This window comes from Saccharopolyspora pogona (assembly GCF_014697215.1).
Classification (GTDB): Bacteria; Actinomycetota; Actinomycetes; order Mycobacteriales; family Pseudonocardiaceae; genus Saccharopolyspora; species Saccharopolyspora hattusasensis.
In genome coordinates this window covers 627014-641150 of sequence record NZ_CP031142.1, presented here as the reverse complement: position 1 = coordinate 641150, position 14137 = coordinate 627014, and the positions used below count along the sequence as shown (strand labels likewise).

Sequence of the window (14137 nt, the reverse complement as noted above, 5' to 3'; positions counted from 1 at the left end):
GGAGCCCGCAAGCTCATGGCCGAAAAGGCCTGTTCTCATACGGCTGAGCAGAGCCGGAATGCGTCCAGCACAGCGGCGTGCACGCTGCGGCTGCTGACCGCGTCGCCGATGCGGAACAGCTGGAACCTGCCGTCCTCGTTGCGCATCCGGTCCTGCGGTGATCGGTCGAGGAGCTTCGCGTAGTCGATCTCGCCTTCGTTGGTCGAGTGCCGTTTGAGCTGCTCGTAGAGCTCGGCGTTGGGCAGCGTTCCGTGCTCGACGACGACGTGGTCGAAACGTCGGGTGAACGAGCGGCGGATCGGATCGCTGGTGAAGGTGGCCAGCAGCGCGTCTCCGTCGCGCTGTACGCCGACCAGCCGGTGCATCAAGCTGATGCGGACGTCGTGGTTGAGCATCGTACGGAGGTACGGCGGTGCGTTGACGCTGCCGACGTCGACAGCGACCGTCCGTTCCGGGCTGGCCCACTCCACCTGCGCCACGCTGCCGGCCAGCAACTCCACGACGTCCAAGCCGGGATGCCCGCCATGGTCGTCGTAGACCAGCACCGAACCGGTCGGGAGCACGGCACCGGAGATGACGTCCCACGTGTCGTGCACCAGATCCGCCCCGAAGTTCAGGAAATCGGTGTTCGGCACTCCCCCGGTCGCGATGATCACCACCTCGGGAGCCAGCTCGCGAAGCTCATCGGCTTCGACGAGATGGTTGAACTTGAACCGCACCCCCGCGCGGGTGCATTCGGCCACCCGCCAGTCCACGATGCCGATCAGATCCCGCCGCCGCTGCACCCGGGACGCCAAGCGCAGTTGGCCACCGGGCTCGGGAGCAGCCTCGAACACCGTGACGTGGTGGCCGCGTTCGGCCAGCACCCGCGCGGCCTCCAGGCCGGCAGGACCGGCACCGACCACCACCGCGTTCTTGGCTTGCGGCGCTGCGCTGATCCGGTGCGGGAGGCGGAGCTCCCGACCGGTTGACGGGTTGTGGATGCAGTAGGCGGGTTCTCCGATGTAAGCGGCGTCGATGCACAGGCTGGCCCCTACGCAAGGACGGATCCGTTCTTCTTGCCCGGCCTCGATCTTGGCGACCAGGTGCGGGTCGGCCATCAGGGCGCGCGTCATGCCGACGAGGTCGAGCAGCCCCTCGTCGATGGCGTGCCGCGCGGTGGCCACGTCCGCGATCTTGGCCGCGTGCATGATCGGCACGTCGATCTTGCCCTTCACCCGGGCGGCGAGGTCCAAGTGCGGTGCCGAGGCCTCGCCCATCGGCGGAATCACGTCGGACAGACCGCTTTCGGTGGCGATGTGGCCGCGGATGACGCTGATGAAGTCGATCCCCGCGTCCACCACCGCCTGAGCGATGGCCAGGCCCTCGTCCTCGTCGACACCACCGGGGAGCTGTTCGTCGACGGCCATGCGGATGCCGACCACGAACTCGTCGCTGACCGCGGCGCGTATCGCGGCGATGACCTGGAGGGGGAAGCGCATCCGGTTGTCGAAGGAACCGCCGTAGTCGTCGGTCCGGTTGTTCAGCGCGGGAGACCAGAAGCTGTCGAGCAAGTGCCCGTAGGCCTGGATCTCGATGCCGTCGAGGCCGCCCGCCTCGCAGCGCGCGGCGGCGGCCGCGTAGTCGGCTGCAATGCGTTCCAGGTCGGCGATCTCGGCCTGCTTGGTGAACGCGCGGTGCGCCGGTTCCCGGAGGTTGCCGACCGACACCGTGGGAAGCCACGACTCGGTGTAGTTGCTGGTGCGGTGGCCGAGGTGCGTGATCTGGCACATGACCGCCGCGCCCTCGGCATGCACCTCGTCGGACAACTGCCGCAGCCACGGCACGATCTCGTCGGAGTACAGGTGCAGGTTGCCGAACGACGGCGGACTGTCAACGCTCACCACCGAGCTGCCGCCGATCATGGTCAGGCCAACCCCACCGCGCGCCTTCTCCACGTGGTATGCCCGGTACCGCTCGGTGGGCATGCCGTCCTCGCCGTAGCCGGGCTCGTGCGAGGTGCTCACTATCCTGTTGCGCAGGACGAGGTTCTTGATCCGGAACGGGGTCAGCAGCGGGTCGCGGGTGACTGACATCGATTCCTCCTTAGCCGGCTCGAACTTCGGACTGCTGCGGGACGGCAGCGGATTCGTGCAGCGCCTGCCCCTTGGTCTCCGGGGCCCAGGCCACGCACATCGCGGTTCCGATGACCGAGAGCCCAGCCCCGACGAGCATGGTCGGACCGAGCCCGATCGCTTCCAGCCCGACCGGGAGCAGGTATTGATCGGGAACTTATAGGTGTGATCTTCGTTGTTCTGGCATGATCGCTGGTGTGCGGGACGCGCGGAGGTTGTCGCCTGAGGCGCAGGAGGATTTGCGGCGCAGGGTGGTCGCTGCTGTTCATGGTGGGATGAGTCAGGTCGAGGCGGCCCGGGTGTTCGCGGTGGCCCCGCAGTCGGTGTCCAGATGGGTGCAGGCGTGGCGGAAACGTGGCTCGAAGGGTCTCACCGGGCGTCGCCGGGGTCGCAAGCCCGGCGAGCAGAAAGCGTTGAGTGCCCGCCGGCAGCGCAAGCTGCGGTATGCGGTGGCCGAGCACACCCCGGCCACGTTCGGGCTGACCGGCCTGGTGTGGACCCGCAAGACAGTGGCCGAGCTGATCCGGGTGCGCCACGGCATCGTGTTGAACCTGCGCACCGTCGGCAACTACCTGCGTTCCTGGGGATTGTCGCCGCAGAAACCGATCCGCAAGGCCTACGAACAGGACCCCGAGTCCGTACGCCGATGGCTGGAGGAGGACTACCTGGCCATCGCCGCCCGCGCCCGCCGCGAGGGCGCACTGATCCTGTGGCTGGACCAGACCGGGATCCGCTCCGACGCCACCGTAGCCCGCACCTGGGCACCGGCGGGCCAGACACCGGTGGTGGGCAAAACGGGCAAACGATTCAGCGTGAACGCGATGTGCGCGATCGGGAACAAAGGCGAGCTGTACTTCACCGTCTACACCGGCTCGTTCAACGGCAAGGTGTTCCTGTCGTTCCTGGACCGGCTGACCCGCCATCTGGACCGCAAGGTCCACCTGATCGTTGACGGACACCCCGTCCACCGCCGCAAGACTATCCAGCAATGGATCACCAAGCACGCTGAGGCGATCGCGATGCACTTCCTGCCGGGATACAGCCCCGAACTCAACCCCGACGAGCTACTCAATGCCGACCTCAAACGCACCGTTTCCACCAGCACAGCCCCCAAAACCCGCGCCGAGTTGAAACAAGCGGTCCGCTCCTTCCTCCACCGGCTCCAGAAGCTGCCCGACCGAGTTCGCTCCTACTTCGGCAAACCCGAAGTTCGCTACGCCGCCTAACATCACACATTTGCCACCCGGATCAATAAGTGCCCGCGGCCGCACCGATGCGGCTGATCGCGCTGGCCACGCCGACCGCGGACGCGCGGATGTCGGTGGGGAACAGCTCTGTCGGATAGATCCACTGCAGGATGTTGCCGCCGCCCTGGGCGAGCGCGTTGACGACGAACATCAGGATTGCCAGTGCGGCGGCCATACCGGGGAACGAACCCAGCGCCGCCATCGACACGGTCACACCCACGAAGGTCCAGATGATGACGGGTCTGCGCCCGTAGGTCTCCACCCACCTGATGCACGGCACACAGCCGGCCAGGGTGACCAGGCTGACCACCATGGACCACAGCAGCACGGTGTCGCCTGCTTCGAACCCGTAGGCACCGAGGATCATCGGGTAGAAGGTCCAGATGGCGAACGCGGGCGCGACCTGGCAGAGCCAGAACCCGCCGACGAACAACGTGCGCCGCAGGTAACCTCCGGTGAACACATCGGACAGTCGGGAGCTCTTCGCCGGTTCGGTCTCCGCCAAGCGCGCGAGTTCCTGCTCCGTCGGGTAGCGGCCGAGCGCCGTGCGAATCGCTTCCGCCGCGTCCTGCGGGCGGTCGTGGCGCAGCAGCCAGCGAGGGGATTCCGGTGTTCCGATCCGGGCCAGCAGGATGATCAAGCCCGGTATCGCCGCACTGGCCAGAATCCAGCGCCACAGGTCCGCCCCGCCGGCGGCAGCCACGAGGTAGCCCACCGCGTAGGACGCGGATGCACCCACGAACCACGCGGCGACCAGGGCTCCCATCGTGCGGCCCCGTCGGTGCGCGGGCAGCCATTCGGCGAGCAACGACGTGGCGATCGGGTAGTCGGCCCCCACCGCCACCCCGGCGACGAAGCGCAGCAGGACGAGTTGCCACGCCTCAGTCACGAACAACGACAGCGCCGAAGCGGCGACGAGGGCGATCAAGTCGATGGTGTACATGACCTGCCGGCCGACCCGGTCGGTCACCCAACCGAACACGAACCCGCCGACCAGCACGCCGACCAGCGCCGCGGCACCGACCAAGCCCTCGGCGAAGGACGTCAGCCCCAGCTCGCGCGTCGCCCCGGTGATGGCCACGCCGATGACGCTGAGGATGTAGCCGTCGAGGAACGGCCCGCCAGCGGAGAGGAAGAAGAGCTTGCGGTGGAAGCGCCCGTAGGGCTGGTCATCAATGATGGAACTGCTCACGACGAGCTCCTACATCGCAGGCCCTGCCCGTGCGCGGCGGACGCGCAGGGCACCGTGGCCACCGGATAGCGACGAAGTATGCGAACGGTCCGAGTTGTCAACAACGCCCGTGGACATCTGCTGAGCACGGCTGTTTACCTGAACCAGAAGTCCGCCTACTCTTCTGCCATGGTCGGCAGGCCCCGCAACGCCGTGGTCCTCACCGATACCGAACGGGCCGCATTGCTGAAGTGGACCCGCAGCCGCACCTGCTCGCAGGCCCTCGCGCTGCGGGCCCAGATCGTGCTGTGCTGCGAGCACGAGCGCACCAACACCGCGGTGGCCCAAAGCCTCGGCATCTCCCGGGGCGTGGTCGGCAAGTGGCGGTCCCGCTTCCTCGACCAACGGCTGGACGGCCTGCACGAGCAACCCCGTCCAGGACGGCCCCGCGCGGTCGACGACGACGCGGTCGCGGCCGTCCTCGTCCGCACGCTCGCCCCAGCCCCAGGTGCCAGACACGCCTGGTCGACGCGTTCGATGGCGGCCGAGACCGGTCTGAGCCAGACCACCGTGAACCGCATCTGGCGCGCCCACCGCATCCACCCGGCGCCCGGTTCCTCGCCGCGGCGCGCCGGCCAGGCTTCGCTGCTGCCGGCGGAGATCCACGACGTGGTCGGCCTGTTCCTCGACCCCCCGGTGCGGGTGCTCGCCGTCTCGGCGACCCCGCACCGCACACCCCTTCACGATCGACGGCCGGCCGGACGCGGCGCGGACCGGCGGCGCGCCGAAACGCGTAACCTGTTCGCCGTGGCGAACGCCTTCGCCTCGCTCCGGGGCATGACCACCGGAACGCCCGGGGACCGCGTTTCCCTGCGCGCATTCCTCGGGCACCTCGACCGCACCGTGGCCGCCAGCATGAACGTCCACCTGCTCGCCGGCGGCCTGGACGAGCCGGCTCTGCGAACGGTCGACGAGTGGCTGCACAGGCAGCCGCGCTTCCGCTGCCACAGCGCACCCGACCAATCGTCGTGGATCGACGAGATCGACTTCCTCCTGGCGAACAACCCGCTGCCCGGCCACGAGAACCTGTTCGGTTTCGCCGCGTCGCTGACCAAGGTCCGCAACGACGTCCGGGCCTGGTGCCGCACCTGGACCCCGCGCACGAGCCCGTACTCGTGGGCGAAGAGCCCTCGCGCCCTGTGGAGCGGTGACGCCGCCAACCGCAGCCTTAATAACGACTCGAAATCTGTGAGCGAGACTACGTCGGAGCAACCCGGACGCGACCTGGAGCCCACCAGCCCAATACCGGACGATTCGGCCACGGCGTCCGGAACCACCGACCGGGTCGTGCATCTGGTGCGTGAAGCACTCGCCGCGGGCCAGTACCACGCCGGAGAGCGCGTCAAGGAAGCGCCGCTGGCCGCCCGGCTGGGGGTTTCGCGGGGCCCGATCCGCGAAGCCCTGCGCGTCCTGGCCGAGGAAGGAATGCTCGAGCGGCTCCCGAACCGCGGAGCCGCAGTCCCCGACGTCAGCGCGACGAACATCCTCGACCTCTACGCGGTGCGCGCCTCGCTGGGAGCGCTGGTGATGCGCCGGGTCGCGGTGCTCGGCCAGGCCCATCTCCAACCGGTCAACACGGCCCTCGCCGAGGTCCGCGCCGCGGCGCGGAACAGTGACGACGTGCGCATCGGCGAAGCCGACCTGTGCTTCCAGGACGCGATCGCGCGGACCGCGAACTTGCCGCAGGCCTCCTCGTTCTTCGAACGCCTCACCATGCGCCTGCGGATGTTCATCTCCGTGCTGCGACTGGGCTATGCCGAAGCCGGGGACTTGATCGCCCGCGAGAACGCCGCGATCTTCGACGCGCTCCGCAACGGCGACGGCAACGAAGCCGCGCGCCTCTGGCGCGTGAAAGTCGAACGCAGCGTCCGCTACATGGTCGCGCAGCTGCCGCGGGACCACTTCGACCCGGACCTCTGGATCACCATCGCGGGCAAGCCGAACCCACGCCCAAGCGACCCGCGAAACTTGCCACGCTGACGTCCCGCCGGCCGGCCCGGGCCGACGATCGCCGGTGGGCTCGCACCGCTTCCGCTTGATCAGCAGCGTTGCTCGTTCGAACCCACGGCTTCAGGGGGAGGCTGGCCGGGACCTAGGCTGGGAATGGCGCGAGCGGGCGGAGGCGGGATGAAGCGACCGAGTTGGGCACCGCTGGACGTCGACATGAACCAGCCGAGCATCGCCCGGATCTGGGACTGGTTCCTGGGCGGCGCGCACAACTTCGCGGTGGATCGCCAGGTCGCCGAGGAAATGCTGCAGCTCATGCCGGAGGGGCCGCAGATGGCCCACATCAACCGGATGTTCCTGCGCCGGGTCGTGCAGTTGTGCGTCGCGGAGGGCGTGACCCAGTTCCTCGACATCGGCTCCGGGATCCCGACCGTCGGCAACGTCCACGAGACCGCGCAGCAAGCCGACCCCGAATGCAGGGTGGTGTACGTGGACATCGACCCGGTGGCCGTCGCGCACACCCGGCGCTTGCTCGCCGACAACCCGCGCTGCGCGGTCCTCCAAGCCGATCTCCGCGAGCCGGAGGAGATCCTGGCCGCACCGGAGCTGCGAGACCTGCTCGACCTCGACCGGCCGGTGGCCCTGCTGATGATCGCGGTTCTGCACTTCGTGCACGACGAGGAGGATCCGCTCGGCTTGATCGCCCGCTACCGGGACGCGCTGGCCGGCGGCAGCTTCTTCGCCATCGCGCACGGCAGCCGGAGCACCGAACGGATGCCTTCCGAACACCTGCACGCCGCGCGCAGCAAGTACGAGCGCTCGGTGGCCCAGGTGAGCCTGCGCTCGCAGCCGGAGGTCGAGGCGATGTTCGCCGGTTTCGACCTGGTCAGCCCCGGCGTGGTCTGGCTGCCGGCCTGGCGCCCCACCAACGGCGAGACCCCCGAGGACAGCGCGGCGCCGAACGCCGGCTACGGCGGAGTCGGCCGCAAGCCCCGGACAAATCGTCCACAGTAGCCACCCCGTTCCCGCTGCAGCATTTCGTCGTCGCGAATGATCAGCTGGGACGCCTCGCCGCGTCCCGGCTCGGTGACATCTTGATCGACAACCCGGAACACCTCGAAGCAGCCCTGCGTGAGTTGCGGAGGTTGCAGCGGCAAACCTCCCGGCGCACTGGCCCAGACCACCGTAGCGAACAGAAGTCCTCGAACCGGTGGCGCACAACCCAGGCCCGCATCACCAAGCTGCACACCACAGTCGCCAATACACGCCGCGATGGGCTGCACAAGCTCACCACCTGGCTGGTGCGGACCTTCGGTGCGATCGTGCTGGAAGACCTCAACGTTGCGGGCATGACCCGCAACCGCCGCCTGGCACGGCAGGTCGCAGGTGCCGGCATGGCCGAACTCCGACGCCAGGTCGAGTACAAAGCCTCCTGGGCCGGGCTGCGCGTGCACATCGCGGACCGGTGGCATCCCAGCTCCAAAACGTGTCCGGACTGTGGTGCGGTGAGAACCAAGCTGCGCCTGTCCGACCGTATCTTCACCTGCCCGTCCTGCGGGATCAGCATGGATCGCGACCTCAACGCCGCCCACAACCTCGCCAACCTGGTTGAGGCCACGACGTCCTCCCCGAATTGCGGGGCGACGGAAAACGAGCCCGATGGAAACCCACACAAGACCCGCACCACGCGGGCAGCGGATATCGCCACGGGAAGACCCGCACCGAACAACGCGGGCCAACGCCGACACCGCAAGGCGCCGGCTCACGACACGCTTTCACACGTTTCGTGAACGGTATAGCCTCGATCATCGTGGGCGGTGATCTCAACGAGCACAGCGGACCTGGCGCCATCGAGGACTACGCGCTGCTCTCCGACCTTCGCACCGCGGCGCTGGTCGGCAAAGACGGATCGGTCGACTGGCTGTGCCTTCCGCGGTTCGACTCCCCGTCGTGCTTCTCGCGCATCCTCGGCGACGAACGAGACGGCCATTGGCGGATCGCCCCGAGCGGCCAAGTGCGGGAGGTGCGGCGCCGCTACCGCGACAACTCCCTCGTCCTGGAAACGGAATTCCACACCGCCGACGGCGTCGTGCGGCTGGTCGATAGCATGCCGCCGCACGAGAAGAACCAGGACGACGAGCCGTGCCTGGTGCGGGTGGTCGAAGGCGTCTCCGGGGACACGGAGCTCACGATGCGGTGGGCGGTGCGGTTCGCCTACGGCGACTCGATGCCCTGGGTGCACCAGCGCGAAGGGAGCGATCCCGTTGCGGACCGGTGCGTCGTGGCGGTCGCGGGACCGCAAACCGTTGTGCTGCGTGGTGATCTGCTGCCGCAGCGCGTGCCGGACGAACGCGCCCACGAGCTGGTGTTCCGCGTCCGTGCCGGCGAGCGGTACTCCTGGGTGATGCAGTGGTCGCCCGATCCCGAGGACTTGCCCGCGCCGATGGATCCGCTGCGGGAAACCCGGGACAGCGAGGACTTCTGGCGCGAGTGGACCGAGCGGATCGACTACCGCGGTCCGCACGCCGAGGCCGTGTACCGGTCGCTGGTCACCCTGAAGGCCCTGACCTACGCGCCCACCGGCGGCATGGTCGCCGCTCCGACGACATCGCTGCCCGAGGCTCTCGGCGGCGACCGGAACTGGGACTACCGGTACTGCTGGCTGCGCGACGCCACGCTCGTGCTGCTGGCGCTGGACAACTTCGGCTGCCTGTCCGAAGCGGCGGCCTGGCGGTCCTGGCTGCTGCGCGCGGTGGCTGGCGACCCGTCGGAGCTGCAGATCATGTACGGCGTCAACGGGGAGCGGCACCTGCTGGAGTGGGAGGCGGACTGGTTGCCGGGCTACCAGGGCGCCAGCCCGGTGCGCATCGGCAACGCGGCTTACCGGCAGCTCCAGCTCGACGTGTACGGCGAGGTCATGGACGTGCTGCACCTGGCGCGCGAACGCGGCGCGCCGGAGTCCGCCCAGTCCTGGGCCATGCAGGTCGGCATGCTGCGCCACCTGGAGACGATCTGGGAGAAGCCGGACAAGGGCCTGTGGGAGGTTCGCGGCCCCGACCGGTACTTCACCCATTCCCGGGTGATGGTTTGGGTCGCGTTCGACCGTGCCGTGCGCGCCGCCGAGGAGGACGGGCTGCCGGGACCTGTGGACCGGTGGCGGGAGATCCGGGACGCCGTGCACACCGAAGTGCTGGCCAAGGCGTGGAATGAAGACCTGGAGTCGTTCACGCAGTACTACGGCGGTGCCACGCTCGACGCTGCCACGCTGCTGCTCCCAGCGGTCGGTTTCCTGCCCGGTGACGACGAGCGGGTCCGCAGCACGATCCGCGCGGTCCAGGGGAACCTCCAGCACGGCGTGCTCGTCGACCGGTACTCGACGGCGGCCGAGGACGGGCATTCGGTCGACGGGCTCAACGGCCGGGAAGGGGCGTTCCTGGCGTGCTCCTTCTGGATGGTCGACGCACTCGCTCTCAGCGGCAGGCGCGGCGAAGCCGAGGCGATGTTCACCGAACTCGTGGGGCTGGCCAACGACGTCGGGCTCTACGCCGAGGAGTACGACTCCACCGCGGGGCGCTTCACCGGGAACTTCCCCCAAGCGTTCAGCCATCTTGCACTGGTCAACTCGGCCTCCGTCCTCCACGGAGGGCACACCAGGGGCCAGAGCAGCCGGCGCAACACCGCCCGCTGACGCCAGTGCCCCGAGCCAGGACTGTGGGCCCTGGACCAGCATGCGGGCGTCGGTGGCCGGCTTCCTGACCGGTTCACTGGCCGGGATCGTGCTCGGGATCCTGCTGGGCCGCAGCGCGCTGCTGTCCGACATCTGCGCCCCGTTCATCAAGGCTGCCAACGCCGTGCCCCGCATCGTGTTGGCGTCGTTGTTCGTGATCTGGTTCCGCCTCGGATTGCAGTCGAAGATCACCACCGTGTTCATCCTGGTGTTCTTCGCGGTGTTCTTCAACGCCTTCCAGGGTGCCCGCGAAGTCGACCGCAACCTGGTCAACAACGCGCGCATCCTCGGCGCGAGCCGGTTCCAGGTGCGCTTCCCTGCACTCCGCGTTCGGGTTCGCGCTCAAGGGTGCGGTCGTCGGCGAATTCACCGGCGCCGACAAGGGACTCGGGCTGCTGATCGCGCACTGCAGTTTTGACGAGGTCAGGCGTCCAGAGTCAGGTCCGAGACGGGCACGGCCTGGCAGGTCAGACAGGCGTCCTCGGACAGGTCGTCGGTGGGGGCCACCAGGTGCGCTACGCGTCCGTTCAGGATGGTGACGGCACAGCTCTCGCACTGTCCGAGGCGGCAGCCGCTGGGCAGTGGAATGCCGCCGTCCTCGGCGAACTGCAAGAGGGGGCCGTCGGCTTTGCGCCAGCGCAGCGTCTTCCCGGTCCGCGCGAAGTGCACCTCCGCTGCGGCATCATCGGGGATGACCACCTCGCGGGCCGCGGTGTGGAACTTCTCCGCGAAGATCTCGAACCGGGGCACCCCGCGCGCGACCAAGCCGGTGGAGAGATCACGCAGCATCTCCTCGGGGCCGCACAGGTAGAACCGGGCGCGCTGGCGGATCAGCTCGGCATCGACCTGCCCGGCGTGCAACCGACCGCTGCGGAAGGCCGACCCCTCCCCTGCCGGACGGCTGTAGTGGTCGATGACCGCCAGTTGCGGGATGGCCCGTTGCAGTTCGCGGATCCGGTTGCCGAACGGGTGCGAGTGCTGGTTGCGATTTCCGAAGTGCAGCACCACTTTCGGCACGGTGCCACCGGTTGCGGCCAAGGTTTCCAGGTAGCCCAGGAACGGGGTGATGCCGATCCCGGCGGCCAACAGCACGACCGGCAGGTCGATATCGGCCGGAATCACGAACGAGCCGGCCGGAGCGGTGACGGAAACCTCCGCGCCCGGCCGTAGCCGCTCGTGCACGAACGTCGAGAAGTCGCCGTCCGGGACGTGGCGCACCGCGACGGTGTAGGCGTCGCGCTCGTCCACTCGCGCCGCCCCGATCAGCGAGTAGCTGCGGGTCGTATCCAGGTGGTTCAGCGTGATGTGTTGGCCTGGCCGGAAGCCAGGCAGCACTCCCCCGTCCGACGGCCGCAACCGGAGCGTGCGAACCCCGTCGGTCTCCGCCGCGATGTCTGCGACCATGAACGACCGCAGCCCGGGCCAGGCCCCGGTCGGTTCCGGCCGCACATCGCAGCCGAAGGACCGCATCGGGATCGACCCGCTGATCGGATCGTGCACGTCGTCGCTGATCAGCAGGTTGTAGTTGTGCCCGCCCTGCTGCAGCGGGTCGGAACCGGGCAGCCCGAGGTCGGGCGCGTCCTGCCACCAGCCGTATTCGGCGACCACGACCCGCGGATGCAACGCCGGATCTATCCTGGCGCGCATCCGCACGGTGCCGTTGGCCGTCACTATCGACACCCACTGGCCGTCGCTGATCGCGCGCTCTGCGGCGGCCTGCGGGCTGATGTCCACCACTGGTTCGGGCGATCGCTTCCGCAGCGAGGAGATCCCGCGATGCTGGCTGTGGCAGAAGTATCCGTTCTTTGCGCAGGTCAGCACCAGCGGAGCGGTATCCGTCCCCGGCGGCGTGACGTGCTCCGGCACCGGGGAATACCCGTGGTCGGCGAGCTGCTCGGAGTACATCTCCACCCGACGAGTCGGAGTGGCGAAGCCGAGCACCTGGTCGTCGTCACCGACATCGGCGTACTTGCGGTACCGCGTGTCCAGCGGGATCTGCATGCCTCCCGGGCGTCGTCGCAGCTCGTCCACCGTCACACCCAGCGGCGCCAATTGGTGGTTCCAGGCCGCGGTGATGTCGCCGTCGAAGAACTGCTCCCCCATTCCCAACCGCTGGGCGAGGTCGAAGACGACCTCGGTGTCCGAGCGGGACTGGCCGACCGGCTCGACCAGCCGGGGACGAAGCTGCACGTGCTCCTGCGCGCGCTGGGTGATGTCGAAACCGGCCCTAATGGCCTCACGCTCCCACGGGCTGTTCACCGGCAGCACGATGTCGGCGAAATCCGCAGTGGGGTTGGCGAACAGGTCGAGGTGCACCTGGAACTCCAAGCTGCGCAGGGCTTCTGCCGTGCGGCCGGGATTGGGTTGCGACACCACCAGATTGCTGCCGAAACCGACCAGCGCGCGAACCCGGTAAGGCTTCCCGGAAAGCACGGACTCACATAGCGCTCGTGCCGACACCCAGCCCTGCGTCGGCGGACCGAGCGGGAATTCCGCCGCCCCCAACGCCTTCGCGCGCTGTTCGGCCGTCAGCTGGCCCGGGGTGGTCACCTGGTTCACCGGCAGCTTCGGCAGCACCACGTTGCCGCCGGGAGCGTCGAAACTGCCGGTGAGCGAGTACAACGTGGCGATCGCCCGGTCTGTCTGGGTGGCATTGGCGTGCTGCCCGACACCGGTCCAACCGGAGTAGGCGACCGAGCCGGCATTCGCGAGGTCCCGGGCGAACTCGTGCAGTTTCCGGACTTCCACGCCGGTTGTGGCGCTCGTGCGCTCCAGCGGCCATGCCGCGCAGGCGGCCGCATACCGCTCGAACGCCGGGACGCACTCCACGTTGCCGTGCCGGGTAGCCACACGACGCCTGCCGAGAAGCGCGAACCGCTCGGGATGTGCCGACGCTCGCTGCGTGTCGTAGGTGACGGCCGAGCCGATCTCCTCGTCCCACACCACGTATCCGTCGAGCTCGGGGTCCAGTTCCTCGGCCCGCAGGAACCGGCCGTTGTCGGTGCGCACCAGCAACGGGCCGTTCGACCATTCGCGGACGAACTCCTCGTCGTAGGCATTGGTGCGGATCAGCTCGTTGGCCAAGCCCAGTGCGAGCGCCGCATCGGTGCCCGGCAGCACCCGCAGCCAGTGGTCGGCCTGCAGCGCGCTGGTCGACCGACGCGGGTCCACCACAGCGACCGAGGTGCCGCGCGCCCGCGCCTCGGCCAGCGCTGCCGACTGCGCCAGCCAGGACTTGGCCGGGTTGTGGCCCCACAACACCGCCAGGTCCGCGCCCGCGTAATCCGGCATCGGCAGAGCGCAGCCGAAGGTGAACGCGTGCGCGAAGTCCTTGTGCCAGTTGCAGATCTCGGTCGCATAGCAGATGTTCGGGCTGCCGAAGAGCCGGATGAACCGCTCCACCCAATCGATCGAGTCCGACATCGGGGTCGCGCTCGGCGAGGTCACGGCGAAGGCAACCGCCTCCGGGCCGCTCTCGTCGCGGATCCGCGCGAGTTGCTCGGCGATCTCGCGCATCGCCTCGCCCCAGCCGATGGCTTGCCAACCGGGATCGGGGTCCGTCTTCGGCCTGGTGCGGCGCAACGGCTGCGTCAACCGGCGCGGACTGCGGACGATCTCCGGCGCGGCCCGCCCCTTCGGGCACAACGCCGCACCGGTCGGGTGCTCGGGGTCGGGTCGCACCGAGGTCAGCGCGCCGGCGTCGACGGTGTAGACCGCGCCGCATCGCGAGCGGCACAACGTGCAGAAGCCCCGGACTTCCTCTGACATGAGCCGCTCCCGAGAAGTCGTTTGCCGGTGACACGTTATTTCCGGCCAGGGGCCCGAGTCCAGCGCTTCTCGTCTCAAGCGGAGGGGGCAAGCGCGCCGAGGG

10 protein-coding genes are annotated in these 14137 nt (G+C 68.7%); 6 read left to right on the top strand and 4 right to left on the bottom strand.

What is annotated here, in order from left to right; translation table 11 throughout:
* Window positions 1-35: 35 nt before the first annotated feature.
* Window positions 36-2075, bottom strand: a complete 2040-nt coding sequence (locus DL519_RS02410; RefSeq protein ID WP_190812694.1) for an NADH:flavin oxidoreductase — start codon at window positions 2073-2075, stop codon at window positions 36-38.
* Window positions 2076-2085: 10 nt separating this feature from the next.
* The gene (locus DL519_RS48310; RefSeq protein WP_263399558.1) at window positions 2086-2214 is read right to left on the bottom strand and encodes a hypothetical protein; all 129 of its coding nucleotides are present in this window, start codon (window positions 2212-2214) and stop codon (window positions 2086-2088) included.
* 85 nt (window positions 2215-2299) lie between these two features.
* On the opposite strand from DL519_RS48310, the gene DL519_RS02405 reads away from it, so the two are divergent.
* Window positions 2300-3340: an IS630 family transposase gene (locus DL519_RS02405; protein ID WP_190812640.1), complete on the top strand. Its 1041-nt coding sequence runs from the start codon at window positions 2300-2302 to the stop codon at window positions 3338-3340.
* Between the two features lie 22 nt (window positions 3341-3362).
* Here DL519_RS02405 and DL519_RS02400 read toward each other — a convergent pair whose 3' ends face one another.
* A complete protein-coding gene (locus DL519_RS02400) occupies window positions 3363-4553 on the bottom strand; it encodes an MFS transporter (RefSeq protein ID WP_223838364.1) in 1191 nt (396 codons plus the stop codon).
* A 78-nt stretch (window positions 4554-4631) separates the two neighbouring features.
* Here DL519_RS02400 and DL519_RS02395 point away from each other — a divergent pair, with 78 nt between their 5' ends.
* From DL519_RS02395 to DL519_RS02375, 5 genes are all read left to right on the top strand, one after another.
* The gene (locus DL519_RS02395) at window positions 4632-6572 is read left to right on the top strand and encodes a GntR family transcriptional regulator (protein ID WP_223838363.1); all 1941 of its coding nucleotides are present in this window, start codon (window positions 4632-4634) and stop codon (window positions 6570-6572) included.
* A 147-nt stretch (window positions 6573-6719) separates the two neighbouring features.
* Window positions 6720-7553: an SAM-dependent methyltransferase gene (locus tag DL519_RS02390; RefSeq protein WP_190812693.1), complete on the top strand. Its 834-nt coding sequence runs from the start codon at window positions 6720-6722 to the stop codon at window positions 7551-7553.
* Complete coding sequence (locus DL519_RS02385; protein ID WP_263399792.1) at window positions 7442-8329, top strand: RNA-guided endonuclease TnpB family protein; 888 nt, start codon at window positions 7442-7444, stop codon at window positions 8327-8329. The genes DL519_RS02390 and DL519_RS02385 overlap by 112 nt, the downstream gene beginning before the upstream one ends.
* A 5-nt stretch (window positions 8330-8334) precedes the next feature.
* Window positions 8335-10227: a glycoside hydrolase family 15 protein gene (locus DL519_RS02380; protein WP_223840190.1), complete on the top strand. Its 1893-nt coding sequence runs from the start codon at window positions 8335-8337 to the stop codon at window positions 10225-10227.
* 40 nt (window positions 10228-10267) lie between these two features.
* Window positions 10268-10684, top strand: a complete 417-nt coding sequence (locus tag DL519_RS02375; protein WP_317891344.1) for an ABC transporter permease — start codon at window positions 10268-10270, stop codon at window positions 10682-10684.
* Window positions 10685-10689: 5 nt separating this feature from the next.
* On the opposite strand, the gene DL519_RS02370 is transcribed toward DL519_RS02375, so the two are convergent.
* Entirely contained in the window at window positions 10690-14034 is a 3345-nt protein-coding gene (locus DL519_RS02370) for a molybdopterin-dependent oxidoreductase (RefSeq protein ID WP_190812692.1), read from the bottom strand.
* Between the last annotated feature and the right edge of the window lie 103 nt (window positions 14035-14137).